Here is a 25,670-nt window from a genome sequence, read left to right as displayed (position 1 = left end):
GCCGCCGCCCCCTCCGCCCCGGCGCCTCGGACGTATCCGCCTTCTCCTGCGCGGAAGGGCACCAGTAGCATCAGCATTGTTCCGGCTGAGCTTTTTGCCCTGGCGATGTCGATGCTCAGATCACGTCACTGGCAGTGGGCCGCACGATGATCTCACTGACATCGACATCAGCGGGCTGGCTGACGGCGTAGAAGATCGCGCGCGCGATCGCATCCGCCTTGATTGCCGCCGCCCGGAACGCGGCCATGGCCTCGATGGTGCCCGGGTCAGTGATGCTATCCGCCAGTTCCGATTCAACCGTGCCCGGCGAGATGATGGTCGCGCGGATATTGTCGTGCTCGCGCCGGATGCCGTCGGTGATGGCCCAGACCGCGAATTTGGTGGCGCAATAGACTGCGGCGGTCGGCACGACGTAATGCGCGCCGAGCGAGGCGATATTGACGAACTGGCCGCCGCCCTGCGCCAGGAAGCGCGGCAAGGCAGCCGCCACGCCATGCAGCAGGCCGCGCAGGTTGACGTCGATCATCCGGTCCCATTCCTCGGTCTTGAGCGCGGCCAGGGGCGAGAGCGGCATCACGCCGGCATTGTTCACCATCACGTCGATCCGGCCGAAGCGCTGCGCCGCAGCATCGACGAACTGGCTGACGCTGGCCCGGTCGGTGACGTCCAGCCGCTGCCAGGCGGCCTGTCCTCCGCTGGCTGCAATATCGGCGGCGAGCTGCTCCAGCCGCTCCGTCCGCCGGGCGCCCAGCATGAGGCGGGCGCCGGCCGCGCCAAGCAGGCGGGCGGTGGCTTCACCGATCCCGCTGCTGGCGCCGGTGATGAGGATAACGCGGTTGTTCAGGTCGGACATGCCGGAAGCTCCTTCTGAGGTGACGACTGATCGCCAGAGCTTGTGCCCGCCCGCGCCGCCGGAGTGGTAGACGCGTAATCCGCGATGATTGCACGATCCTCCTGAACCCCGCCTTCGGCTTGAATGGGGCATGAGGACGTGGGATGGGAAAGCCATGCATGGAATCACCGATCTCGCCGGACTGATCGAGCGTCATGCGCCGGCGGATGGCTTTCACGACACCGCATTGCCGCGTGTCAGGCTTATACGATCCGGCATCGTCACGACGCCCGTGCCGACGGTCTATGCGCCCTCCCTTTGTCTGGTCGCCCAGGGCGCCAAGGAGGCGCAGCTCGGCGAGCGCCGCTTTCGCTACGACGCCGCCAACTTCCTGCTCGGGGCGCTCGATCTGCCGGTGACAGGCACCGTGACGCAGGCGAGCAGCGATGCACCCTATCTGTGCCTCTGCCTGTTCCTTGACCTCGCCGCGCTGGCGGATCTGCTGGCGGAGCACCCGCTGCCGGCTGGCGCCGATGAGCGTCCGTCGCTGGGCCTCATGCTGGGCGGCACGACGCCATCCCTGGTGGATGCCGCCTGTCGCCTGCTCTCGCTGCTCGATACGCCCGAGGATGCCGGGCCCCTCGCGCCGCTGATCGAGCGCGAGCTGCTGTGGCGGCTGCTACGGGGGCCGGCGGGGCGGATGCTGTGCCAGATGGCGCGTGCTGATGGCCGGGGCGAGCAGGTGCACCGCGCGGTGCGCTGGCTGCGCAGCCACTTTGCCGACCCGGTCTCGGTTGAGCAGCTCGCGGACCTTGCAGGCATGAGCCCCTCGGCCTTTCACCAGCACTTCAAGACCGTCACCGGCCTCAGCCCGTTACGCTACCGCGTGCAGCTCCGCTTGCAGGAGGCGCGGCGGCTGATGATCGCGGGGGGACTGGATGCGGCGAGTGCGGGCTTCGAGGTGGGCTATGGCAGCCCCTCCCAGTTCAGCCGTGACTACGCGCGCGCTTTCGGGCTGCCACCAGGCCGCGATGTCGAGCGACTGCGGTCGGCCGGCGGCTATTCTGCCGCAGCCTGAAGGAAAGTCCCTGCACGGCGCCTGAATTCCAGCGCCAGGTCCCGCGAGCCGCGAGGGCCCGCCTGCCTCCATGCGGTTACCCCGATGGCAGCCGGGAATGGAGGTCCAGAACCGCCGCCGCGAAGGCTTCCGGCCTCTCCTGTGGCAGGTTGTGCCCGCCGCCTCGCAGAACCCGGTGCTCATGTGGCCCGGTGAAATGCGGGGCGTGCTTCGCGGTGCCGCCCAGCGCCAGCACCCCGTCCGCATCACCGTCCAGGGTGACGGCCGGCACGGTGATCGGCGGCTGCGCGGCCAGTTGGCGCTCAATCGGCGCCAGCAAGGGATCACCGGCTACCAATCCGAACCGGTGCCGGTAGGAGTGGATGACAACCTCCACGAAATCCGGATTGTCGAAGCTCTCGGCCGTTCTCTCGAAAGCCGCGTCATCGAACTGCCACTCCGGCGACCAGAGGCGCCACAGCAGGCGGCAGAAGGCGCGCCGGTCCTGCGCCAATCCCCTACGCCCGCGCTCGGAATGGAAGTAATACTGGTACCAAAGGCGCATCTCGTTTTCCGGGGCCTGCGGCTGGCCGGAGCGGGCGATGTCCTGGATGTTGTAGCTGTTCTGCGAGACCAGCCCCTGCACGCGCTGCGGCCACAAGGCAGAAACGATGCAGGCCGCGCGCCCGCCCCAGTCATACCCGGCCAGCAGGGCGGAGCGGATCTGGAGCGCATCCAGCAGGTCGAGCAGGTCCTTGCCCAGCGCCGCCTGCTCGCCGGAGCGCGGCGTTTCCGGCGACAGGAAGCGGGTGGGCCCGTAGCCGCGCAGCCAGGGCACGATGACCCGCGCGCCCGCGGATACCAGGATCGGCGTCACCGCGTCATAGGCATGCACGTCATAGGGAAAGCCGTGCATCAGCAGCACGGGCCATCCATCCGGCCTTCCATTCTCCTCGAATGCGATCTTCAGCACGCCGGCATCAACGGATCTGAGCATCGTGGCCCTCTGCTGCCCTGGTTCGGGCATCATAGCGCCGGCAGGCGTCAGGTGGGCCGTGATGTAGTGCAGCGGCGCGGCGGCTGTCAGCCGGCTCCCACAGCCCCGCGCGCCCGGGCCACCCGTGAGGCCGTCTCCCGCCCCAGGGCCGAGGAGATCAGGGCCCCGGCCTCGCAGAGCCGGTCGAGATCCAGCCCTGTCTCGATGCCCATGCCGTGGAGCATATAGACCACGTCCTCGGTCGCCACATTGCCCGTGGCGCCCTGGGCATAGGGACAGCCGCCCAGCCCGGCCACCGCGCTATCCACCACCGAGACGCCGAGCTCGAGGCAGGCCAGGATACTGGCCAGGGCCTGCCCATAGGTGTCGTGGAAATGCAGCGCCAGATGGCCGACCGGCACCTTCGCGGCCACGGCTTGCACCATCCGGCGGGCCTTCAGCGGCGTGCCCGTGCCGATGGTGTCGCCCAGGGAAATCTCGTAGCAGCCCATCTCTGCCAGGGCCGCCGCCACCCGCGTAACCGCAGCGGCATCGACCTCGCCCTCATAGGGGCAACCCAGCACGCAGGAGACATAGCCGCGCACCCGCAGGCCATGTTCCAGCGCCCGCGCCACCACCGGCTCGAAGCGCCGCAGGCTCTCGTCGATGGAGCAGTTGATGTTCCGCTGGGAAAAGGCCTCCGAGGCCGCGCCGAAGACCGCGATCTCCTCCACCCGGCCGGTGGCCAGGGCCTGTTCCAGCCCGCGCAGGTTCGGCACCAGCACGGGATAGCTGACACCCTGCCGGGCGGGCAGCATGGCGAGCAGTTCCGCCGTATCCGCCATCTGCGGCACCCATTTGGGTGAGACGAAGCTGCCGGCCTCGATGGTGGTCAGCCCGGCCGCCAGCAGCCGCTCGATCAACGCCGCCTTGATGCCGACGGGAATGGCGCCCTTCTCGTTCTGCAAGCCGTCGCGCGGCCCGACCTCGACCACACGCACCCGCGCGGGATAGCTCATGGCGCGGCGGCCTCCATCTCGAAGGTCACGAGTTCCGTGCCTTCCTCCACCATCTCTTCCACCTGGTGGGGCACGCTCTCGACCCGCCCGTCCATGGGGGCGCGCAGCGTCAGTTCCATCTTCATGGCCTCGATGACCACCAGCGGCGCGTTCTTGGCCACCACCTCGCCGGGCCGCACCAGCACGCGGCTGACCCGGCCGGGCACGGGGGCGCGGACGCGGTCGTTGCCCGCCGTTTCCGTCCGGGGCGGCGCCAGCGGGTCGATGCGATGCAAGGCATGGTTCCGCCCGCCCAGCACCACCGTCAGTTCATCCCCCCGCCGCACCAGCCGCAGGCGGCGGGAGACGCCATCCAGCAGCAGGAGCGGACCGGCCTCGTCCTCGGCCAGTTCCGCCTCCACCGTGCCGCCCGGCAGGCGGAGGCGGAAGCGCCCCTGGCCCAGCGGATGCGCGCGGATGGTGACGGGCTCTTCCTCCGCCCGGCGGAAATGCAGGTCCTGGTAGCCTTCACCGTTCATGCGCCAGGCATCGGCCTGCGCCCAGGGGGACCAGCGGTCGCCTGTCTCCCGCATCTCCGCCGCCACCTGCCCTTGCTGCTCCCGCAACGCGGCCAGGGCTGCCGCCGCCCAGACCACCGCCGCATCGGCTTCCGGCGGCGGGCTGCCCATGAGGCTCCCGGCATGGCGGGCGATGAAGCCGGTATCCAGTTCCGCCGCCGCGAAGGCCGGGTGGCCGGCAATGGTGCGCAACAGGTCCAGATTGGTCTGCGGCCCGACGACCTCGTATTCCGCCAGGGCCGTAGCGAGGCGCCGCACGGCGGCGGCGCGGTCCTCGCCCCAGACGACCAGCTTGGCGATCATGGGGTCGTAGTTCGGCGTGATGGTGTCGCCCTGGCGGATGCCGGTATCCACCCGCACATGGCCCAGCACCTCGCGCGGCTGGCGCAGATGGGCCAGGGTGCCCACGGCGGGCATGAAGTCGCGCGCCGGGTCCTCGGCATAGACGCGCGCCTCGATGGCATGGCCATGGAGGGCGAGCTTCTCCTCCGGCAGCGGCAGGGGTTCGCCCGCGGCGACGCGGAGCTGCCATTCCACCAGATCCAGCCCCGTCACCATCTCCGTCACGGGATGCTCGACCTGCAGGCGGGTGTTCATTTCCATGAAGTAGAAGGCATCGCCTTCCGCGATGAATTCCACCGTGCCAGCGCCGACATAGCCCACGGCCCGCGCGGCGGCGACGGCAGCCTCGCCCATCGCCTTGCGTCGCGCCGGGTCCATGCCCGGGGCTGGCGCTTCCTCGATCACCTTCTGGTGCCGCCGCTGGATGGAGCAATCGCGCTCGAAGAGCGAGACGGTCTGGCCGAGGCTATCAGCGAAGACCTGGATCTCGATATGCCTTGGCCTGGTGAGGTACCTCTCGATCAGTACGCGATCATCGCCGAAGGAGGCGAGCGCCTCGCGCCTGGCACCCTCGATCGCAGCCTCAAACTCCGTTGGCTCCGTGACGACGCGCATTCCCTTGCCGCCGCCGCCAGCCGAAGCCTTGATCAGCACGGGATAGCCGATCCGCGCCGCCTCCGCCCTCAGCAGCGGCAGGTCCTGCGCCTCGCCATGATAGCCCGGCACCAGGGGTACGCCGGAACGTTCCATCAGCGCCTTGGATTCCGCCTTGGAACCCATGGCGCGGATGGCCGAGGCCGGCGGGCCGATGAACACGATGCCGGCCTCGGCACAGGCCGCCGCAAAATCGGCATTTTCCGAAAGGAAGCCATAGCCGGGATGGATCGCCTCGGCACCGGAGCGGCGGGCGACCTCCAGGATGCGCTCGCCTACCAGATAGCTCTGGCGCGCGGGGGCGGGGCCGATGGGCCAGGCTTCGTCGGCCAGCCTCGTATGGCGCGCACCGGCATCGGCTTCGGAATAGACGGCCACCGTGGCGATGCCGAGCCGCCTGGCCGTGGCGATCACCCGGCAGGCGATCTCACCGCGATTGGCCACCAGGATCTTGCGGAACATCATGGTCTCCCTCAGCCCTGGTGCCGCCACGCGGGCGCGCGCTTGTCGAGAAAGGCGCCGATCCCTTCCTGCCCCTCGGTGGAGGCGCGCCGCTGCGCGATGCGCCGCCCCGTCTCGGCGGAAAGCGCGGCATCCACCGGGCGCCCTTCGCAGAGGAAGACCAGATCCTTGGCATCGGCCTGGGCGCCCGGCGCGCCCTGCAACAGCGCCTGGATGATCTCCTCGCCCCGCGCCGCGAGCCCTTCCGGCGGCAGCACCTCATGCACCAGCCCGATCTCCCGCGCGCGCAGGGCATCAAAGACCTCGGCGGTCTGGAAGAGGCGGCGGGCCCAGCGCGGCCCGATGGCATTGACCACATAGGGACTGATGGTGGCAGGGGTGAGCCCGAGCTTCACCTCGCTGAGGCAGAAGCTGGCGCCCTCGGTGGCCAGAGCGATATCGCAGCAGGCGACCAGCCCCACGCCGCCGCCATAGGCGGCACCCTGCACCAGAGCAATGGTCGGCTTCCGTAGCCGGTCCAGGGTATGTAGCAGCCCGGCTAGGCCGGCCGCATCGGCAAGGTTGTCCTCGAAGGAATGGCCGGCCATCCGCCGCATCCAACCCAGGTCGGCCCCGGCCGAGAAGCTGCGGCCGCTACTGGCCAGCACCACGGCGCGCACCGCGCCATCCTCACCCAGCCGCTTCAGGGCGACGGTCAGTTCCGCGATCAGGCTGTCGTCGAAGGCATTGTGGCGGTCGGGGCGGTTCAGGGTGAGCGTGGCGATGCCGCGCGCGTCCACCGCTTCCAGGAAGGTGCTGCTCATCGGCCTGCCCTCACATGCGGAACACGCCGAAGCGTGTCTCCTCGATCGGTGCGTTCAGGCTGGCGGACAGGCCGAGCGCGAGCACGCGCCGCGTATCCGCCGGGTCGATCACCCCGTCATCCCACAGCCGGGCACTGGAATAATAGGGATGGCCCTGGCGCTCATACTGCTCCCGGAGCGGCGCCTTGAAGGCTTCCTCCTCCTCCGCTGGCCAGGTGCCGCCACGGCCCTCGATGCCATCGCGCCGCACCGTCGCCAGCACGGAGGCTGCCTGCTCCCCGCCCATCACGCCAATACGGGCATTAGGCCACATCCACAGGAAGCGCGGGGAATAGGCGCGGCCACACATGCCGTAATTGCCGGCGCCGAAGCTGCCGCCGATGATGACGGTGAATTTCGGCACGGCGGCCGTGGCGACGGCGGTGACCATCTTGGCGCCGTCCTTGGCGATGCCGCCCGCCTCATATTTCTTGCCGACCATGAAGCCGGTGATGTTCTGCAAAAAGACCAGCGGAATGCCGCGCTGGGCGCAAAGCTCGATGAAATGCGCGCCTTTCTGCGCCGATTCCGAGAAGAGGATGCCGTTATTGGCGACGATGCCGACCGGATAGCCCCAGATATGAGCAAAACCGCAGACCAGGGTGGGGCCGTAGAGGCGCTTGAACTCGTCGAATTCGCTGCCATCCACGAGGCGCGCGATGACTTCCCGCACTTCGTAGGGCGTGCGGCGGTCAGCCGGCACCACCGCGTAAAGCTCCTCCGCGTCGTAGAGCGGCGGCGCGGGTTGGCGGAGCGCGAGGGACGGCTGCTTCATGCCGTTCAGGCTGGCCACCGCCCGGCGGGCGATGCCGAGCGCATGGGCATCATTCTCCGCGAAATGGTCGGTGACGCCGGAGATGCGGCTATGCACATCGGCGCCGCCCAGTTCCTCGGCGGAGACGATCTCGCCCGTGGCCGCCTTCACCAGCGGCGGGCCGGCCAGGAAGATCGTGCCCTGGTTGCGGACGATGATGCTTTCGTCGCACATCGCCGGCACATAGGCGCCGCCGGCGGTGCAGCTTCCCATCACCACCGCGATCTGTGGGATGCCTTTGGCGGACATATTGGCCTGGTTGAAGAAGATGCGGCCGAAATGGTCGCGGTCGGGGAAGACCTCGTCCTGGTTCGGCAGGTTGGCGCCGCCGGAATCCACGAGATAGAGACAGGGCAGGCGGTTCTGCTCGGCGATCTCCTGCGCGCGCAGGTGCTTCTTCACCGTCAGCGGGAAATAGGTGCCGCCCTTCACCGTGGCGTCATTCGCCACGATCATGCATTCGCGGCCGGAAACGCGGCCGATGCCGGTGATGATGCCGGCCGAGGGAACCTCGCCGCCATACATCCCATGCGCCGCCAGTTGCCCCACCTCCAGAAAGGGGGAGACCGGGTCGATCAGTGCCCGGATGCGGTCGCGGGGCAGCAGCTTGCCGCGCCCGACATGCCGATCCCGCAATGCCTGCCCGCCGCCGAGGCGAACCGCCTCGGCCTGCGCGCGCAGGTCCTCGACCAGCAGGCGCATCTCGGCCGCATTCCGCATACCCTCCGGAGAGCGGGCATCCAGGGCTGTTTGCAGCACCGCCATCAGTTCTTCTCCGCCATGACCCAGCAAGCCTTTCCCGGCACTGCCCGCCGGACGGGATCATCCGCCATCAACGCGCGGCGCCCCTGTCGATGACGCCCCGTTCGCGGAGGTCACGGATCGTTTCCTCGGAATAATTCAGCTCGCGCCGCAGGATCTCGGCCGTGTGCTGCCCCAGCACCGGTGGCGCTGTCAGCGGCACCTGCGCGCTGCCGGGGAATTTGATGGGGCGTCCCAGCACCGGGATCGTGCCCAGCCGCTCATGCTCCACCTCCACCACCATGTCCCGCGCCTGGGCATGGGGGTGGGCCAGCGCCTCCCGCACGCTCAGCACCGGGGCATGGGGCACATCATGCGCTTCCAGGATGCGCCGCCATTCCGCGACGCTGCGGCTGCGGGTGATGGCAGCGATGCGGGGCTCGATCTCGTCCCGCCGCGCCCGCCGCTGGGCCATTGTGGCAAGGCCGGGATCGGCGCCGAGGTCCGGGCAGTCCAGCGCCCGGCAGAGGCGCGGCCAGAAATGGTCGGCCAGGCAGGCGATGACGATGGAGCCGTCCGAGGCCGGAAAGGCGTCGTAAGGCACCACGCTGGGATGCGCCGAGCCCATCGGCTGCGGGTCCTGCCCGGTGATGAAGGCGAGCTGCGACAGATAGCCCAGCAGCGACATGGTGCCGTCGTAGAGGCTGGCATCGACCAGCCGCCCGCGTCCCGTCACCGAACGCTCATGCAGGGCGGAGAGGATGCCGAGGGCGCCGAAGATGCCGCCCGACATGTCGCCGATCGGCAGGCCGAGCTTCACCGGCGGCCCGCCCTGCGCGCCGTTCACGCTCATGACGCCGGTCATGGCCTGGGTCACGATGTCGAAGGAAGGGGCGCCGGCCAGCGGGCCGGTCAGCCCGAAGCCGCTGATGGCGCAGTAGATCAGCCGGGGGTTGATCGCCATCAGCGCCTCGGCGCCGAGGCCGAGGCGCTCCATCACGCCGGGGCGGAAGTTCTCGATCAGCACATCCGCGCCGGCCACCAGCCCGCGCAGGATCTCAGCCCCTTCAGCCTCGCGCAAGTCCACCACCATGCTGCGCTTGCCGCGGTTCAGCGCCAGGAAGTAGTGGCTCTCGCCCTCGACAAAGGGGGCGAAGCCACGGGTCTCGTCGCCACGCTCCGGCGCCTCCAGCTTCAGGACCTCGGCCCCCAGGTCCGCCAGGAACTGGGTGGCCAGGGGGCCGGCCAGCACCCGCGTCAGGTCCAGCACCCGCAATCCGGCCAAGGGGCCCTTCCAGGCGGTGGCCTCCGGTGCCGTGGTGGCGGATGGCTGCGTCACTTGATCCATGGCGGCTTCCTCCCGGCTTCAGGCTACTGCGCTGTCAGCCCAAGGTCTCGCACGATGGGCTCCCAGATGGCGCGGTCACGCCGCATCAGCGCCGCGAGGTCGGCGGGCGAGCCGCCCAGCGGGTCCGCGCCATCCTGCACCATCCCGGCCCGGATCACCTCGTCGCCCAGCGCCGCATTGACGGCACGGTTCAGCATCTGCACCACAGGGGCGGGTGTGCCGCGCGGGCCATAGAGCGCGTTCCAGGCCTCCAGCGTCACATCCACGCCGGATTCCTTGAGCGTCGGCACCTCCGGCAGGGATTCTGAGCGCTTGTCGGTGGAAATCGCGATGGCGCTGACCTGGCCCTGGCGGATCGGGCCCAGGGCGGCGGTGATGGTGTCGATGGATGCCTGCACGTCATTGCGCAGCAGGCCCGTCAGCGCCTGGCCGCTGCCGTTATAGGGCACCGCCAGCAGGTCCACGCCCGCCTTGTCGCGGATCATCTGCACCAGCACGCGCGCCGTGGTGCTGGGGCAGCCGACCGAGACCTGCCCCGGCCGCTGCTTCGCCGCCGCGATCAGCTCAGACACGCTGGTGTAGCGGCTGTTCCTGTTGGTGTTGAGCACCATGCCGAAGCGCAGCACGCCGGCGATGGGTGCGAAATCCTTCACCGGGTCAAAGCCCAGCGAGGCATACATGAACTCATTGCCCGCATGGGTGCCATTGGTGCCCCAGAGCAGCGAATAGCCGTCCGGCTCCATGCGCGCCGCGGCGGCCGTGCCGATATTGCCGCCCGCGCCGGCCCGGTTCTCGACCACGAAGGGCTGGCCGAGATGCTTCTGGAAGTATTCGGCGAAGCGCCGGGCGAAGAGGTCTGAACCCTGGCCAGCGGCATAGGGCACGATCAGCCTGACCGGCCGGCTGGGGAAATTCTGCGCGCTGGCCCCGCGCGCCATGACACTCGCTCACGCCAAAAGTGCCAGCGGGCCAGCAAGCATGGTCCTCCTGTGCATGACGTGTCCTTCCCTGTGTTTTCTTCTGGTTCTTGGACGGTCGCGAGGCCGGGGGCGGTGCGCCGCCCCCGGCTGGTCAGGGCCCGCGCCCGCTGCCCGGGCGCCGCCGCGTCAGTGGCCGCGGCTCGGCAGCGCCACGGTGCCGGTGCCCAGCACCGAAAGCTCGCCATCCTGGTTGACGGCCTGCTGCTCGATATCGACGAGGTGACGGCCGCCTTCCTGGCGCTTGCCGGTCACCTTGCCGTCGATGAACAGCAGGTCACCCTCGGGATTGTGGCGGCGCAGCTTGCTGGTGGCGCGCACCAGGAAGCCGTCGTCGCCCATCCAGTTGGTCATCTGGTGGGTCAGCCAGGAGCAACGCTCCGGCCCGTAGTCGTAAGCGCCGGGCGCGCCGACCATCAGCGCCATCTCCGGCTCCCAATGCACGCGCTCGGGGCAATCGGGGATACCGAAGCGGTTCTTGATGCCGAGGCCAGGATGGTTGCGGATCTGCCGCCAGGCCAGCTTGTTGGCGCGAATATACAGCCCGCCCCAGCCCTGGGCGAAGGCGACGAAGCCGGTCACCGTCATCGGGCCCTTGGCCATGGTCGGCAGGGCCTCGCCGACCTGCACGTCCTCCCAGTAGCGGGGCGTGGCACCACGCACTTCCTCGGCCTCATAGAGCTTGTAGACGCGTTGCAGCTCTTCCTCGGTATAGACGCGGGGCGGCTTGTTCTTCACATCGCGATACTTGGTGCCCTGCTCGCGCGCCGCGTCGCGGTCGGTGCGGAAGCACCAGCTCTCGGCCTCGGCCACCTTGTCGCCGCCATCGCCATAAAAATCGACATGGTAGACCTGGCGGATGGCGCGGCCGGCGAAGCCGGTGTCATGCTCCACGAGGTCGGCCAGATGCGCCTCGGTGCGGATGGTCTCGTTGCGGCGCACCCAGCGGTGCCAGCGCCAATCGGCGCCCGACCACATGGCATGCACGCCCGGCAAGCCGCCTACATAGCCGGAGATGATGCGGCTGGTGGTGAAGAGGAAGCTCGGCAGCGCGACGATGCCGCCCTGGCTGCTGCGTTCGGCATAGGCCGGGTCGCACCACAGCGGATTGTCGTCACCGATGCCATGGGCGTAGTGGCGGATATTGTCCCGCGTCGCCTCATGGTTCCAGGGCTCGACGGTGTTCTCGATCGGCTTGCCGATGCGGGCGCGCAGGTCGTCGAGCGCCTGCTGGGTGATCTTGGGGAAGAGCCGGGTCCCCGGCTGCTCCAGCACTGAGGCAGACATGCGTGTTCCTCTCTGGGTTCTTGCTGTTCAGGCGGTCACGCGGCGCGCCGCTTCGGCGTCGCGGATGGCCTTGCGATTGATCTTGCCAGCCGGCGTCTTCGGCAGTTCCGCCGTGAAGGCGACCTGACGCGGATATTCGTGCTGGCTGAGGCGGGCGCGGGTGAAATCCTGCAGCTCCCGCGCGAAATCCTCGTCGCCCTGGCGCGGGCTGACCACGAAGGCCTTCACCACCTGGCCGCGCACCGGGTCCGGCACGCCGATGGCGGCGGCCTCACGGACATCGGGGTGCTGCATCAGCACATCCTCGATCTCCACTGCGCTCATGGTCCAGCCGGCGGAGATGATGACATCGTCGGCGCGGCCGGCATGGTAGAAATAGCCTTCCTCGTCGATGCGGCCGAGATCCTTGGTGGGCACCCATTCGCCCCGGCGCAGCAGGCGGATCTCGCCGATCTCGCCCGGCGCGGCGGGGCTGCCGTCCGGCCGCTGCACCTGCACTTCCAGCCCCGGCACCGCCTTGCCCAAGGAGCCGGGCTTGACCGTGAAGTCGCTGGCACCTGGATAATTGACCAGTGCCACGCCGACCTCGGTGGTGCCGTACATGCTGCAGGCCGGCACGCCGAAGGTCTCGTCGATGAAGCGCAGCGTCTCGGCATCGATCGGCTCGCCTGTGTAGGAGAGCTTGCGGATGGCGAAGCGGAAGCGGCCTGCGGCGCCGCTGGTGCGCATCATGCGGTAATGCGTGGAGGCGGAGGAGAGGTTGGTGATGCCGTAATCCTGCAGCGCCTGCATCAGCCGCACGGGGTCGAAGCGGCCGGCATAGGTGCCGGTGGTGACGCCCATCGCCAGCGGCGCCAGGGTGCCATGGGCCAGCCCATGCCCCCAGGCGGGGGAGGAAGGGCAGAAGAACTCGTCCCCCGGCCGGACGCCGGTGCCGTAGAGCGCCGCCAGCATCAGCACCACCACCGAGCGATGCGTGTGCTTCACCGCCGCCGGCAGTTCCCGCGTGGTGCCGGAGGTGTACTGGAACAGCGCCAAGTCATCGGCGCCGGTTTCCGGCTTGTAGGTACCGGGGAAGGCCGCGAGCGCCTCCATGAAGCTTGCATCGGCGATCACCGTCTCGGTGCCTGCGATGCCCGCGCCCGCCGGGGCCTTCTCGGCATTGGTCAGCAGCACGCGGGGCGCGCAGTCGGCCACCCGCAGCCGCACGCCATCCGGCCCGAACAAAGTGAACAGCGGCACCGCGATGGCGCCGCATTTCATGGCGCCGAACATGGCGGCATAGAAGGGCAGGGAAGGGTCCAGCATCACCGCCACGCGGTCTCCTGGCTGGACGCCTCGGGCCCGCAGCCAATGCGCGATACGGGAGGATGCCTCGGCAATGGCGCGGAAGGTGATGAACTCGTCGCGGCCATCGGCATGCGCCACGCGCACCGCCAGTCGGGCAGGCTCCGCCGCGTGCCGGTCGATGCATTCATGGGCGATGTTGAAGCGCGCCCGGTCGCCATCGAAGAAGTCCCAAAGCCGCTGCGGCGTGTAGTGGGCCTGCGCGAAGGCATAGTCACAGCTATCGGCGAGCCGTGTCATCGGACGTTGTCTCCCTCGGCTTTTGGGCCGTTGGCACATTCAGGCCAATGGGGTGCCGTGTTGTCAAATAGAATTATCTGTTGTATAGATACAACATGAACCCCCGCGCAGATCAGCCTTCGTCTTCCTCAAGGGCGGAGGCCACCCGTGCCGTTCCTGCTGTGACGAGGGCCATGGCCATCCTGCGGATGCTGTCACGCAGCGAGACCCCGCTTGGCGTGCAGGCCATCGCACGGGCGCTCGGCATTGTGCCCAGCACCTGCCTGCATATCCTGCGGGCCCTGGTCGCGGAGGAGATGCTGATGGTGGACCCCGCCACCAAGCGCTACGCGCTGGCCAGCGGCGTCGTCGCGCTGGCGCGTGGGATGCTGCGGAACGACCCGTTCAGCAACCTCGCCCAGCCCGTGCTGGACCGGCTGGCCGCGGAATACGGCACCACCGCCATCGGCGTGGAGGCGGCGGGGCTGGACCACATCGTGGTTCTCGCCATCGCCCGGCCCAGCCAGGCGCTACGCCTGCAGGTGGACGTGGGCAGCCGCTACCCGGCGCTGATCAGCGCCACCGGCCGCTGCGTCGCGGCTTTTGGCGGCCATTCCTGGCTGGAGATGGAACGGCGCTTCCACACGCTGCGCTGGGAAGATCCGCCCAGCCTGGACCAGTGGCGCGCCGACGTGCATGCGACGCAGCAGAGCGGCTATGCCGTCGATGAAGGGCGCTATATCGCGGGCGTCACGGTGATCGCGGCGCCGGTGATGCTGCGCGGCCGCGTCTCGCATTCCATTGTTGTTGTTGGCGTCAGCGAGCAACTTCGCCGGCAGGGCCTGACCGACATCGGCACCGTGCTGCGCAGGGAAGCCGCTGATCTTTCACAGCGGCTTCAGGATCTCTAGGCAGGCGCTGCCATCAACGGGATGATGGCGGGCCAGCCTGCCCCTGCGCGGCATCTGCCTCCATCGCTGCCCGGTTCTCGCCGGCGCCAGCGGGGGCGATCAGCCCTGCTGCTCCATCCGGTCATCGTGCAGCACGGTGCTCGGGGTGGGTACGCTGGCGGCCTGGGCCACTGGCACCAGGCCGGTTGGCATCACCGCCGGCTCCTGCGCCCAGATGTGGTTGTGCACGAGGCCGTCGTCGAAATCGTCTTCGGACATGACTGCTCTCCTTACTTCGCCGCCGCCGTCTCGGGCGCGGCCGGGGCTTCGTGGAACTGCGCGGTCTCGGTGCTATGGGCCATGGCGGTGGTGCTGGAGCGGCCGCCGGAGGCCGTGGTGGCCACGGCGTCGAAATAACTGACGCCGACTTCCCGCTGATGCCGCGTGGCGGTGTAGCCCTCGGCCTCGGCGGCGAACTCCGCCTGCTGCAACTCAGAATAGGCCGCCATGCCGCGTTCCTTGTAGCCGCGCGCGAGCTGGAACATGGAATGGTTCAGGCTGTGGAAACCGGCCAGGGTGATGAACTGGAACTTGTAGCCCATGGCGCCGATCTCGCGCTGGAACCTCGCCGCGGCCTCCACGCCCATCTTCCGCTTCCAGTTGAAGGAAGGCGAGCAGTTATAGGCCAGCAGCTTGCCAGGAAATTCCCGGTGGATGGCCTCCGCGAAGGCACGGGCATCGTCCAGGTCGGGGTCGGAGGTTTCCCACCACAGCAGATCGGCGTAAGGCGCGTAGGCCAACCCGCGCGCGATGGCATATTGCTTGCCGACACCAGGCTTGATGCGGAAGAAGCCCTCAGGCGTGCGCTCGCCGCTGATGAAGCGATGGTCGCGTTCGTCCACGTCGCTGGTCAGCAGCTGCGCGCTTTCGGCGTCGGTGCGGCACAGCAAGAGAGTAGGTACGCCTTCCACATCGGCGGCCAGGCGCGCGGCATTCAGCGTGCGGATATGCTGCGAGATCGGCACCAGCACCTTGCCGCCGAGATGGCCGCATTTCTTCTCGCTGGCCAGCTGGTCCTCGAAATGCACGCCGGCGGCGCCGACCTCGATCATGGCGCGCATCAACTCATAGGCATTCAGCGGGCCGCCGAAGCCGGCCTCGGCATCGGCGATGACCGGCGCCATCCAATGCGTGGTGTCGCCGGCATTCTCCAGATGCGCGATCTGGTCGGCGCGGCGCAGCGCGGCATTGATGCGGCTGATCACCTTGGGCACGGAATCAACCGGATAGAGCGATTGGTCCGGATACATCTGCCCGGCCGAATTGGCATCCGCCGCGACCTGCCAGCCCGAGAGATAGATGGCTTTCAGGCCGGCCTTGACCTGTTGCAGCGCCTGGTTGCCGGTCAGCGCGCCCAGCGTATTCACGAAAGGCTCGGTCTGCAGCAGGTGCCACAGCCGGCGGGCGCCCATCTCGGCCAGCGTGTGCTTTACGCGGAACGACCCGGCGAGGCGCTCCACTTCCTCCGGAGCATAGTCGCGCCGGATGCCGGCGAAACGGTCGGGGCCCGGCGTGCCGGCGGTGCTTCCGTCCGGCTGCAGGGTGGGGGTTGGGACAGGGCGCATGAGGCTCTCCTTCGGCGGCTTCGACGAGTCAAATATTCACATTGCACCCCCGGCTTGCACGGCCCATTCTCCCTAAGTCATTGCAATGATGTGCAGTCTTTGACTGCGGAGATCGTCAATGTGTAAAGCTTGTAAATGTCCCGCCCGCTGATCGGCCGCACGATCCGCCGGCTGCGGCAGGACAGGGGGCTGACGCAGCAGGCACTGGCACAGCGCCTGGGCATCTCCGCCAGCTACCTGAACCTGATCGAGGCCGATCAGCGCGGCGTCACGGCCTCGCTCCTGCTGAAGCTGACCGCCGTGTTGCAGGTCGAGCTGGCGATCCTCTCGGGCCAGTCCGAGCGGCAACTCGAGGCCGGGTTGCGGGAGGTGATGACCGACCCGATGCTGGGGCTGGAAGATGTGCCGGAGGCCGAGTTGCAGGCCATGGCCGGCAGCGCGCCGAATGCGTCACGGGCGGTTCTCGCGCTTTACCGTGCCTGGCGAGTGGCGCGCGAGGATGCCAGCGGCCTGGCGCTGCCAAGCGGCCGCCGCCTGCAATTGCCGGCCGAGGAAGCCCGCGATTTCTTCCAGGACCGCGCCAATCATTTCCCGGCGCTGGAAAGCGTGGCGGAGCAGATCGGCGCCGAGATGGCCGCGGCGCCGGCCGAGGTGAACCATGCCATCGCCCAGCGGCTGCGGCAGCGGCACGGCCTGGTGGTGCGGGTGACGCCGTTGGAGGGAAGCCTGCGGCGTTTCGATCCTTCCTCTCGTCTGCTGGAACTTTCCGAATCCCTGCCGCGCGGCAGCCGTGGCTTCCAGATGGCCTTCCAATTGATGCTGCTGGAAGCACGTGGCGTTGTGGAGGAGATACTGGCGCCCGCCGCCCCGTCATCGCCCGAGGCTGCCGCCTTGATCCGCATCGGCCTGCTGAATTACGGCGCCGCGGCACTCCTGATGCCCTATGCGCCTTTCCTGGCTGCCGCGCGAGACGTCCGCCACGACCTCGACCGTCTCCGCGCCCGCTTCGGGCAGGGGTTCGAGCAGGTGGCGCATCGCCTGTGCACGCTGCAGCGGGAAGGCCAGCGCGGCCTGCCCTTCTTCTTCCTGCGCACCGACCCGGCGGGCAATGTGGACAAGCGTTTTTCGGCGGCGGGCTTTCCTTTCGCGCGCTTCGGCGGCTCCTGCCCACGCTGGCTGCCGCATACCGCCTTCGCCAGTTCGGAGCGGCTGCAGGTCCAGATCGCGGAACTGCCGGATGGCGCCAGCTTTCTGTGCTTTGCCCGCGCCATCACCGGCCCCGCGATGCGTTGGGGAGAGCCGCAGCCGAGGCATGTGGTCACGCTCGGCTGCGACATCTCGCATGCGGCGGAGGTGGTCTATGCGGATGGGATGGATCTGGCGACATGCCGCGTCGGCATCGGCCTGTCCTGCCGCCTGTGCGACCGCGCCGATTGCCGCAGCCGGGCCTTTCCACCCCTGGAACACCGGCTGGCCCTGGACCCGCATGAGGAGCGCATGGCGCCCTGGTCCTTCGCCGACCGCCGGAGGGCGGATCTGCCTTCCTGAGGCGCCGTGGCGCCAGTGGGCCACGGCGCATCCGGCCGGCTAGCTCGCGGCGGCTTCCCGCGTGATGGTGCCGGGGCGCTCCTTCAGCCCCGGCGCCAGCCTCGTGCCCAGGCCAGGGGCATCGGGCGCCGCGATCATGCCCTGGTGCAGCGTCGGCAGGTCGGTGACGAGGTCGCGGTACCAGGTGCTGATCGCCGCCCGCACCACTTCCTGGAAGATCGCCGTGGGCGCATGCAGCGCCAAATGCAGCCCGGCCCAGAGCGCCACGGGCCCGGTGCAGTCATGCGGCGCCAGCGGCTTGGCATGGGCCTCGGCCAGGGCGGCGATCTTGCGCGCCTCGGTCAGCCCGCCGCACCAGGACAGGTCGAGCATCACAATATCCGTCGCCTCCGCCGCCAGCAGGTCGCGGAAGGCGCGCTTGCCGCCCAGCGTCTCGCTGGCGCAGATCGGCACGCGGGTGCGGCGGCGCAGCTCGGCCAGGGCCTTGATGTCGTCCATCTTCCCGATGGGGTCCTCGGCCCAGTAGATGCCGAAGGGTTCCAGCGCCTGGCAGATGCGCTCGGCGGCGGGGGCGGACCACATCGAGTGCATCTCGCACATGATCTCGATGCGGCCGCCCACCGCCTTGCGAACCTTCTCGAAGGGCTCAAGGCCTTTCTTCAATTCCTCCAGCCCGATGGACTGGCCCTGCGTCGCGGCGGCGAAAGGGTCGAAGGGCCAGATCTTCATGGCGCAATAGCCCTCCGAGAGGAGGGATTCGGCCAGCACGCCGGCATCGCGGTTGAAAGCCACCTGGTCGTCATAGGGGCCGGCCAGGGCGTCCCCGGCGCCGATGACGCGCTGGGCGCCGCGGCTGTTGTAGTCGTAGCCGGCGCAGGTGTTGTAGGCGCGGATGGCATCGCGGCTGGCGCCGCCCAGTGCCTCGTGCAGCGGAATGCCGTGGCGCTGCCCGGCGAGGTCCCAGAGCGCGATATCCACCGCCGCCGCCGCCCGCGTCTCGGCGCCCGAGGCGCCGAAGCCGACATAGGGCGTCAGCAGGTGGCGCGAGACCTGCTCGATGCGCCGCGCGTCGCGGCCCAGCAGCCAGGGGGCCACCTGCTCATGCAGCACGGCCTCGACCGCCTGGGCGCCGCGGAAGGCCTCGCCCAGGCCGGTCAGCCCGTCCTCGGTCTCGATCTCCACCCAGATCAGGTTGGGCCGCTCCGGCAGCCGGATGGTGCGGAGTTTGGTGATGCGGCTCATCTTCGTCACTCCGCGCGGATGCCGTTCTGGCGGATCACCTCGGCCCAGCGGGCGATCTCCGCATGCATGTGGTCGGTGGCCTGTTGCGTGCTGCCGCCCAGCGGCGCCACGCCCAGCTCGGTGAAGCGGCGGCGGAGCGCCGGGTTGGCCAGCGCCTTGCCGAAGGCGGCGTTGAGGCTGGCCAGGGTGCCGGCGGGCACCTGCGCCGGCGCGATCAGGCCGAACCAGCTTTCGATCACCACGCCCGGCACGCCGGCTTCGGCGAAGGTCGGGACCTCCGGCAGTTCCGGCGCGCGCTGCGCCGACAGCACGGCGATGGGCCGCACCGCGCCGCTGCGCAGATGCGGCAGGATGGAGGGGACATTGTCGAAGAAGACATCGACATTGCCCGCGATCAGGTCGGTGGTCGCGGGGCCGGAGCCGCGATAGGGCACATGCACCCAGTCCAGCCCGAAGCGGCCGCGCAGCATCTCGGGCCCCAGGTGGTTCGAGGCCCCGACGCCGGAGGAAGCGAAGCTGACCGCCCCTGGCCGCGCCTTCACCAGCGCCAGCACCTCCTGCAGCGTCGCCGCCGGCAGGCCGGGCCGCACGGTCATGACATTCTGCACGGTGCCGACCAGGATGAGCCCGGCGAAATCCTTCCGCAGGTCGAAGCCTTGCTGCGGATACAACGAGGGATTGGCGCCGCAGGGGCCGAAGGCGCACAGGAAGAGGGTGCTGCCGTCCGGTGCCGCGCGCGCGGCCTCGGCCAGGGCGATATTGCCATTGGCGCCGGGCTTGTTGTCCACCACCACGCCTTTGGCGAGATGCGGCGCGGCGGTCTCGGCGAGCAGGCGGGCGACGATATCCGCCGTACCGCCGGGCGGCGAGGGCAGGACGATGCGGACGGGTCGGTCCGGCAATTGGGCCTGGGCGACGCTGATCAGCCCGCAGAAGAGCAAGGCCGCGAGGCGCAGCATGGCGCGTTTCTCCCGTGATTATGCCTTGCAGGCTAGGCGAGCTGCGCCGTCCTGAGAAGATCTGCCATAGCAGATCGCGGTGCCGCCCGGCAGATGCTAACGCGTTGCCGCCAAAGGGCCTCCTTTATCCCGCAGTGGCTGATTTCCTAACGCTCACGAAACCGTGAGAATGTGATTGACCCTGACGCGTCCGTTTCCCTAAACCGACAAGGCTGCCCCTCGGCCAAGTCGCCAGTGATTCTTGGGCAGGGGTGAGGAACCGTCTTTTGAACCACGCCACCGTTGGCTTCGATACGCCTGAATTCCGCTTGCTGCAGGCTGACCAGCTTCTCTCCCGGCCCGGACTTTCGGCGGATTGGTGGCGCGGGGCGGTGATCTATCAGGTCTATCCCCGCAGCTTCGCCGACGGGAATGGCGACGGCATCGGCGACCTGCCCGGCCTGCTCGGAAAGCTGGATTACATCGCCGATCTGGGTGTCGATGCCATCTGGATCTCGCCCTTCCAGCGCTCGCCGCAGGAAGACTATGGCTACGATGTCTCCGATTACTGCGACGTCGATCCGCTCTTCGGCACGCTGGAGGATTTCGACCGCGTCCTGGCCCGGGCGCACCAGCTTGGGCTGAAGGTGCTGATGGACCAGGTCTGGTCGCATTCCAGCAACCAGCACCCGTGGTTCCTGGAAAGCCGCGCCTCCCGCCACAATTCCAGGGCCGACTGGTATGTCTGGGCCGACCCCGCGCCGGACGGCACGGCGCCGACCAACTGGCTATCGGTCTTCGGCGGCCCGGCCTGGAGCTGGGAGCCCCGCCGCCGCCAGTATTACCTGCACCATTTCCTCAGCAGCCAGCCCGCCTTCAACCTGCACAACCCGGTGGTCGTGGAGGCGCTGCTGGAGGCCGGCCGCTTCTGGCTGGACCGGGGCGTGGATGGCTTCCGCCTCGATGCCGTGGACTGGATGTGCCACGACCCGGAGCTGCGGAACAATCCCAGCGCCCATCAGCCGGGCCAGCCCATCCCCGCCAAGCCCTTCGGCATGCAGTTACACCAGCACGACCTGCTGCATCCGCACACGCTGGAGGTCATCCGCAGCATCCGCGGCCTGCAGGACGAATATCCGGGCACGACGACGCTGGCCGAGGTCTCAAGCCAGGATGGCGCCTTCGACCGGCTGCGGCGCTACACCGGCGAGGGCATGTTCGACATGGCCTATACCCTTCGCTTCATGAAGGGCAACCTGAGCCATGAGACCGTCATCTCCACGCTGCGCTGGATGACGGAGCATCAGGATAGCTGGCCCTGCTGGTCCTTCAGCAATCATGACGTGGAGCGGGTGGCCTCCCGCTGGGGCCCTGCCGGGGAGCCGCCGGGCCAGCCCCGGCCGGAATTCCTGCGCCTGCTGATGGCCCTGCTGCTGAGCCTGCGCGGCAGCATCTGCATCTATCAGGGCGAGGAACTCGGCCTGCCGGAAGCGGAACTCCGCCAGGAGGACCTGCGGGACCCCTTCGGCATCGCCTTCTGGCCGGATTATAAGGGGCGCGACGGCAGCCGCACCCCCATGCCCTGGCGGCGGCATGGCGCGCATCTCGGCTTCTCCGAAACACGGCCCTGGCTGCCCCTGCCGGAAGCGCACCGGACCCTCGCCGTCGATGCCCAGGCAGGGGAGGCCGGCTCGACACTGAATGCCTGGCGGGCTTTCCTGCAGTTCCGGCAGAACCACCCCGCGATGGTCCAGGGCACGGTGGAGCATGTCGAGACGCCGGCGCCGCTGGTGTGTTTCCGGCGCCTGCTGGGCGACGAGGCCCTGCTCTGCATCTTCAACCTGAGCATGGAGCCGCAGGAACTGGAACTGTCCTTCGAGGAAAGGCTGGAACCGGCCTGGAGCCATGCGGCGCAACTGCGGGATGATGGTGGCCGCGGCCAGATAAGGCTTGGGCCTTGCGGGGTGCTGATCTGCCACACGAGCCGCCCCGCACAGGGATAGCGGGCACGGCGGTCCCGGGAGATGGCCTCTCCGCCGTTGCTCTGCCCGCCTTGACCCTCACAGGCCTTTCGGTTCTCATGCATGCAACGCCGTTCTGAACAACAGAACAGCGATGGATGGGAGCGGATAGGCCTGTGGCGCCGCCTCCCGGTGCAGGGACCAAGGCTATGAACGAACGCTCCGAACCCGCCGCCCTGCCGCTTTCCGGCCTGCGCGTGCTGGACCTGACCAATGTGCTGGCCGGTCCCTTCTGCACCTACCTGCTCTCCCTGACGGGCGCAGAGGTGGTGAAGATCGAGCAGCCCGGCCGTGGCGACCTGGCGCGCCGCCTGGGCGCCGACCCCGAGTCCGCGGCGCGCGGCATGGGCGCCTCCTTCGTGGCGGTGAATGCGGGCAAGCAGTCGGTGACGCTCGACCTGAAGCATCCGCAGGGCAAGGAAGCCTTCCGCCGCTTCGTCGGCACCGCCGATGCGGTGGTGGAGAATTTCCGCCCCGGCGTCATGGACCGCCTGGGCCTCGGCTGGGGCGTGCTGTCGGAATGGCGGCCTTCCCTGGTCTATTGCGCCATCTCCGGCTTCGGCGCCGATGGGCCGATGGCGGGGCGCCCGGCCTATGACCAGATCGTCCAGGGCATCTCGGGGGTGATGAGCGTCACCGGCGACGCGCAATCCGCTCCGCTGCGCGTGGGCTACCCCGTCAGCGACACCACCGGGGGCCTGACCGCCGCCTTCGCGGTCGTCTCGGCGTTGTTCGGCGCGCGCGCCACGGGGCAGGGGCGGTATCTGGATGTCTCGATGCTGGAGGCGACCCTGGCCAGCATGGGCTGGGTGGTCTCGAACCATCTGAATGCCGGCGTCGACCCGGTGCCCATGGGCAACGACAATTTCACCGCCGCCCCTTCCGGCACCTTCCGCACCGGCGACGGGCTGCTGAACATCGCCGCCAACGAGGACCGGCAATACGCCGCCCTGTGCGGCCTGATCGGGCGGGAAGATCTGGTCACCGATCCGCGCTTCGCGGCGCGGCAGGCGCGCAAGGTCAACCGCGCCGCGCTGACCGAGGCGGTGGAGGCGGCCCTGGCCGCCCGCGGCGCCGCGGAATGGGAGGCGCTGCTGGTCGCCGCCGGCGTGCCTGCCGGGCGTGTGCTGAGCGTGCCGGAGGTGATGCAACAGCCGCAGCTGCGGGAGCGGGGCTTCGTGACGGAATTCCAGGCCCCGGATGGGGTGCAGCGCGTCACTCGCGCCGGCTTCCGCTTCGGCGATGCCAATCCGGCCCCGCAGGCGCCGGCGCCGCAGCTCTCGGCCGATACGGACCGCTGGCTCGCGCAGCTTGGCTATGACGCGGCCGAGATCGCGCGGCTGCGCCAGGACGGCGTGGTCTAGGCACCGCCCCTTCGCCATGCCGAAGAAATCCCAGCGCCAATCCAGTGCCGAGGCGAATGCCGCCCCCGGCGGCACGGCGGCGGTGGACCGCGCGCTCAGCATCCTGAACGCCTTTACCCCGGAGAGGCCGCAGCAGGGCCTGGCCGAGCTGGCCGCGCGCACCGGCCTCTACAAGAGCACCACGCTGCGGCTCCTGGCCTCGCTGGAACATGCGCAATTCGTGCAGCGCCTGCCGGATGGCACCTATTGCCTGGGGGCCGCCTGCGGCCGGCTCCATGCCGCCTATGCTGCCTCCTTCCGGCTGGACCGCGCGGTGCTGCCGGTGCTGGAGGAACTGGTGCGGCGCACCGGGGAAAGCGCCGCCTACCATGTGCTGAAGGGCAGCGGGGCGGAGGCGGTGCGGGTCTGCCTCTACCGGGTGGATTCGCCGCATCCCATCCGCGACCATATCCGGGCCGGCGACATCCTGCCGCTGCGCAGCGGCACCGGCGGGCGGGTCCTGCTGGCCTTCTCCGCGCCCTTGCTGCCGCTGGAGCCGGAGGAGCGGGAGCTGCTCGCCCAGATCCGCCAGCGCGGCTACCACGCCGCGGTGGGGGACCGGCTCGCGGAAGTGGCCGGCATCTCCGCCCCCGTCTTCCACGCCGATGGCACCCTGGCCGCCGCCGTGACGCTGACCATGCCGGGCAACCGCTACCAGGAGGCCTTCATCGGCCCGGTGCTGGAAGCGGCGCGCGCGCTGAGCCGGATGGTCTGACGGCGCGCTTCAGCCCGCCCCGCGCAGCACATAGCCCAGCACCGCATCCCCCAGCATCTGCTTGTGGCGCTGCTTGAGGCCGGCATCCTCCAGGTCGCGCCCGAAGAGGCGGCCGAAGGTGTGGCGGTTGGAGACGCGGTAGAAGCTCACCGCGCTCATCATCAGGTGCACGTCCACCGGGTCAATGCCGGGCTTGAACAGCCCCTCCCGCTCCCCGCGCCGCAGGATGGCGCCCAGCACCTCGATCACCGTGCTGTTGAGGTTCCGGATGATCTCGGACTGCGCGATGTAGCGGCCGTGGTGGATATTCTCGATGCTGACGAGGCGCACGAAATCCGGGTGCTCGTCATGGTAGTCGAGGGTGAATTCGGCGATGCGCCGGATGGCATCCAGCGGGGAGAGGGATTGCAGGTCCAGCTCCCGCTCCAGCGCGCGGATGCCGGCATAGGCCTGGCCCAGCACCTCCAGGTACAGGCCCTCCTTGCTGCCGAAGTAGTAGTAGATCATCCGCTTGGAGGTCTGGGTGCGCGCGGCGATGGCATCCACGCGGGCGCCGCTGAGCCCGTGCTCGGCGAATTCCTCCCGCGCCACCCGCAGGATCTCCTGCCGCGTCCGCTCCGCGTCCATTTTCCGGGAGCGGCGGGAAGGGGGCGGGGGGTCCTGCTCTGGCGGCAACGGGGGGTATCCTGCGGCGGGCACAAAGCCGCAGGATACCACCGGGGACGCTGGCTGTCGCGCCGGCGCCACGCGGCTTACTCCGCGGTGATGCCGCGGGTGCGGATGACCTCGCCCCACTTGGCGCTCTCGGCCGCCAGATAGGCGGGGAATTCCTCGGGCGCGCTGGGGGTCGGGAAGTTGGAGGCCTGCCGCAGGCGGGCCAGCACCCCTTCATCCTTCATCGCGGCGGTCAGGGCCGCGTGCAGCTTGCGCACGATCGGCTCCGGCGTGCCGGCCGGGGCCAGCAGCGCGAATTGCGAGGAGCACTCGAAGCCCGGCAGGCCGGATTCCGCGATGGTGGGGATCTCCGGCACCAGCGGGTTGCGCTGCAGGCTGCTGACGCCGATGGCCAGCGCCTCCTTGGACTGGATCAGCGGCAGCGCCGTCACGGCATCCACGAAGGCCATCTGCACGTCGCCGGCCAGCAGCGCCTGCACCGCCGGCGCGCCGCCGCGATAGGTGACGTTCATCACGTTGATGTCCGCCATCTTCAGGAAGAGCTCGGTGGCCAGATGCGCGGAGGAACCGGCGCCGGAGGAAGCGTAGCTCAGCTTGCCCGGCTCCGCCTTGGCGCGGGCGACCAGCTCCTGCACCGTCTTGATGCCCAGCTGCGGCCGGACGCAGAGGAAGATCGGCGTCTCGGCGATGCGGCCGATCGGCGTGAAGCTCTTGGCGTCGTCATAGCCCTTCTGCGGGAAGAGATGCGTCGCCATGGCATAGGTGCTGTTGACGCCCATCAGCAGCGTGTAGCCATCCGGCCGCGCGCGGGCGACATAGAGATGACCGATGGTGCCGGAAGCGCCGGCGCGGTTCTCCACCACCACCTGCTGGCCGAGTTCCTTGGACATCTGCTGCGCCAGCAGGCGGCCGACGAAATCGGTGGAGCCGCCTGGGGCCCAGGAGACCACGATGGTCACCGGGCGTTCGGGATAGCTGCCGGCGCCCTGCGCCCGCGCGGCGCCGCGCGGCACCAGGCCAGTAGAAGCGGCAAGGGCGGCCAGGGCAGCGCCGCCAAGCTGACGTCGATTCATCGGAACGTTCCTTGTTTCCCTGGATACGGCATCTGGTCCGCATCACGCCGCGACATTCAATCGCGT

The 25,670-nt window shown here is 69.1% G+C and carries 22 protein-coding genes; 6 read left to right on the top strand and 16 right to left on the bottom strand.

Annotation, left to right across the window (positions count from 1 at the left end; translation table 11 throughout):
- Positions 1 to 115 precede the first annotated feature (115 nt).
- The gene (locus EBE87_RS17240; RefSeq protein ID WP_120639763.1) at positions 116 to 853 is read right to left on the bottom strand and encodes an SDR family oxidoreductase; all 738 of its coding nucleotides are present in this window, start codon (positions 851 to 853) and stop codon (positions 116 to 118) included.
- A gap of 154 nt (positions 854 to 1,007) precedes the next feature.
- On the opposite strand from EBE87_RS17240, the gene EBE87_RS17235 reads away from it, so the two are divergent.
- Positions 1,008 to 1,910 carry an AraC family transcriptional regulator gene (locus EBE87_RS17235; protein WP_120639762.1) on the top strand — a complete coding sequence of 301 codons (903 nt, stop codon included), beginning with the start codon at positions 1,008 to 1,010 and terminating at the stop codon, positions 1,908 to 1,910.
- A gap of 76 nt (positions 1,911 to 1,986) precedes the next feature.
- Here EBE87_RS17235 and EBE87_RS17230 read toward each other — a convergent pair whose 3' ends face one another.
- The 9 genes from EBE87_RS17230 to EBE87_RS17190 form a co-directional block, all read right to left on the bottom strand.
- Positions 1,987 to 2,886: an alpha/beta fold hydrolase gene (locus tag EBE87_RS17230; protein ID WP_120639761.1), complete on the bottom strand. Its 900-nt coding sequence runs from the start codon at positions 2,884 to 2,886 to the stop codon at positions 1,987 to 1,989.
- An 86-nt stretch (positions 2,887 to 2,972) separates the two neighbouring features.
- Positions 2,973 to 3,884 (bottom strand): hydroxymethylglutaryl-CoA lyase, encoded by a 912-nt coding sequence (locus EBE87_RS17225; protein ID WP_120639760.1) that lies wholly within the window; start codon positions 3,882 to 3,884, stop codon positions 2,973 to 2,975.
- Positions 3,881 to 5,902 (bottom strand): acetyl/propionyl/methylcrotonyl-CoA carboxylase subunit alpha, encoded by a 2,022-nt coding sequence (locus EBE87_RS17220; RefSeq protein WP_456316290.1) that lies wholly within the window; start codon positions 5,900 to 5,902, stop codon positions 3,881 to 3,883. The genes EBE87_RS17225 and EBE87_RS17220 overlap by 4 nt, the downstream gene beginning before the upstream one ends.
- 8 nt (positions 5,903 to 5,910) lie before the next feature.
- Positions 5,911 to 6,702: an enoyl-CoA hydratase/isomerase family protein gene (locus EBE87_RS17215; protein WP_120639759.1), complete on the bottom strand. Its 792-nt coding sequence runs from the start codon at positions 6,700 to 6,702 to the stop codon at positions 5,911 to 5,913.
- Between the two features lie 10 nt (positions 6,703 to 6,712).
- Positions 6,713 to 8,320 (bottom strand): carboxyl transferase domain-containing protein, encoded by a 1,608-nt coding sequence (locus EBE87_RS17210; RefSeq protein ID WP_120639758.1) that lies wholly within the window; start codon positions 8,318 to 8,320, stop codon positions 6,713 to 6,715.
- A gap of 67 nt (positions 8,321 to 8,387) precedes the next feature.
- A complete protein-coding gene (locus EBE87_RS17205; protein ID WP_120639757.1) occupies positions 8,388 to 9,644 on the bottom strand; it encodes a CaiB/BaiF CoA transferase family protein in 1,257 nt (418 codons plus the stop codon).
- A 23-nt stretch (positions 9,645 to 9,667) separates the two neighbouring features.
- On the bottom strand, positions 9,668 to 10,582 hold the full coding sequence (locus EBE87_RS17200) for a Bug family tripartite tricarboxylate transporter substrate binding protein (protein ID WP_120639756.1): 915 nt from the start codon (positions 10,580 to 10,582) through the stop codon (positions 9,668 to 9,670).
- 168 nt (positions 10,583 to 10,750) lie between these two features.
- On the bottom strand, positions 10,751 to 11,908 hold the full coding sequence (locus EBE87_RS17195; protein WP_120639524.1) for an FAS1-like dehydratase domain-containing protein: 1,158 nt from the start codon (positions 11,906 to 11,908) through the stop codon (positions 10,751 to 10,753).
- 27 nt (positions 11,909 to 11,935) lie between these two features.
- Positions 11,936 to 13,495, bottom strand: coding sequence for an acyl-CoA synthetase (locus EBE87_RS17190; RefSeq protein ID WP_120639525.1), 1,560 nt, complete (start codon positions 13,493 to 13,495; stop codon positions 11,936 to 11,938).
- 95 nt (positions 13,496 to 13,590) lie between these two features.
- Between EBE87_RS17190 and EBE87_RS17185 the strand changes: the two genes are divergently transcribed.
- Positions 13,591 to 14,385, top strand: a complete 795-nt coding sequence (locus EBE87_RS17185; RefSeq protein ID WP_267898263.1) for an IclR family transcriptional regulator — start codon at positions 13,591 to 13,593, stop codon at positions 14,383 to 14,385.
- A 99-nt stretch (positions 14,386 to 14,484) separates the two neighbouring features.
- On the opposite strand, the gene EBE87_RS29035 is transcribed toward EBE87_RS17185, so the two are convergent.
- A complete protein-coding gene (locus tag EBE87_RS29035) occupies positions 14,485 to 14,643 on the bottom strand; it encodes a hypothetical protein (protein WP_158600957.1) in 159 nt (52 codons plus the stop codon).
- Positions 14,644 to 14,654: 11 nt separating this feature from the next.
- Complete coding sequence (gene aceA, locus EBE87_RS17180) at positions 14,655 to 15,989, bottom strand: isocitrate lyase (RefSeq protein WP_233553320.1); 1,335 nt, start codon at positions 15,987 to 15,989, stop codon at positions 14,655 to 14,657.
- Positions 15,990 to 16,124: 135 nt separating this feature from the next.
- Here aceA and EBE87_RS17175 point away from each other — a divergent pair, with 135 nt between their 5' ends.
- Positions 16,125 to 17,537, top strand: a complete 1,413-nt coding sequence (locus EBE87_RS17175) for a helix-turn-helix domain-containing protein (RefSeq protein WP_120639527.1) — start codon at positions 16,125 to 16,127, stop codon at positions 17,535 to 17,537.
- A 39-nt stretch (positions 17,538 to 17,576) separates the two neighbouring features.
- Here EBE87_RS17175 and EBE87_RS17170 read toward each other — a convergent pair whose 3' ends face one another.
- Both EBE87_RS17170 and EBE87_RS17165 read right to left on the bottom strand, forming a co-directional pair.
- Positions 17,577 to 18,779 carry a mandelate racemase/muconate lactonizing enzyme family protein gene (locus EBE87_RS17170; RefSeq protein ID WP_120639528.1) on the bottom strand — a complete coding sequence of 401 codons (1,203 nt, stop codon included), beginning with the start codon at positions 18,777 to 18,779 and terminating at the stop codon, positions 17,577 to 17,579.
- Positions 18,780 to 18,784: 5 nt separating this feature from the next.
- The gene (locus EBE87_RS17165) at positions 18,785 to 19,738 is read right to left on the bottom strand and encodes a Bug family tripartite tricarboxylate transporter substrate binding protein (RefSeq protein ID WP_120639529.1); all 954 of its coding nucleotides are present in this window, start codon (positions 19,736 to 19,738) and stop codon (positions 18,785 to 18,787) included.
- Positions 19,739 to 20,004: 266 nt separating this feature from the next.
- On the opposite strand from EBE87_RS17165, the gene EBE87_RS17160 reads away from it, so the two are divergent.
- The 3 genes from EBE87_RS17160 to EBE87_RS17150 all read left to right on the top strand — a co-directional run bounded on the left by EBE87_RS17160 (position 20,005) and on the right by EBE87_RS17150 (position 23,856).
- Positions 20,005 to 21,720, top strand: coding sequence for an alpha-glucosidase (locus tag EBE87_RS17160; RefSeq protein ID WP_233553321.1), 1,716 nt, complete (start codon positions 20,005 to 20,007; stop codon positions 21,718 to 21,720).
- Between the two features lie 167 nt (positions 21,721 to 21,887).
- Positions 21,888 to 23,102 carry a CaiB/BaiF CoA transferase family protein gene (locus EBE87_RS17155; RefSeq protein WP_120639530.1) on the top strand — a complete coding sequence of 405 codons (1,215 nt, stop codon included), beginning with the start codon at positions 21,888 to 21,890 and terminating at the stop codon, positions 23,100 to 23,102.
- A gap of 16 nt (positions 23,103 to 23,118) precedes the next feature.
- Positions 23,119 to 23,856 carry an IclR family transcriptional regulator gene (locus EBE87_RS17150; RefSeq protein ID WP_120639531.1) on the top strand — a complete coding sequence of 246 codons (738 nt, stop codon included), beginning with the start codon at positions 23,119 to 23,121 and terminating at the stop codon, positions 23,854 to 23,856.
- A 9-nt stretch (positions 23,857 to 23,865) separates the two neighbouring features.
- Here EBE87_RS17150 and EBE87_RS17145 read toward each other — a convergent pair whose 3' ends face one another.
- On the bottom strand, positions 23,866 to 24,483 hold the full coding sequence (locus EBE87_RS17145) for a TetR/AcrR family transcriptional regulator (protein WP_120639532.1): 618 nt from the start codon (positions 24,481 to 24,483) through the stop codon (positions 23,866 to 23,868).
- A 125-nt stretch (positions 24,484 to 24,608) separates the two neighbouring features.
- Entirely contained in the window at positions 24,609 to 25,604 is a 996-nt protein-coding gene (locus tag EBE87_RS17140; RefSeq protein WP_120639533.1) for a Bug family tripartite tricarboxylate transporter substrate binding protein, read from the bottom strand.
- Positions 25,605 to 25,670: the final 66 nt, after the last annotated feature.

The sequence above is a fragment of the Teichococcus wenyumeiae genome, assembly GCF_003696345.1.
GTDB lineage: Bacteria > Pseudomonadota > Alphaproteobacteria > Acetobacterales > Acetobacteraceae > Pseudoroseomonas > Pseudoroseomonas wenyumeiae.
This window is presented reverse-complemented; position numbering and strand designations above follow the sequence as displayed.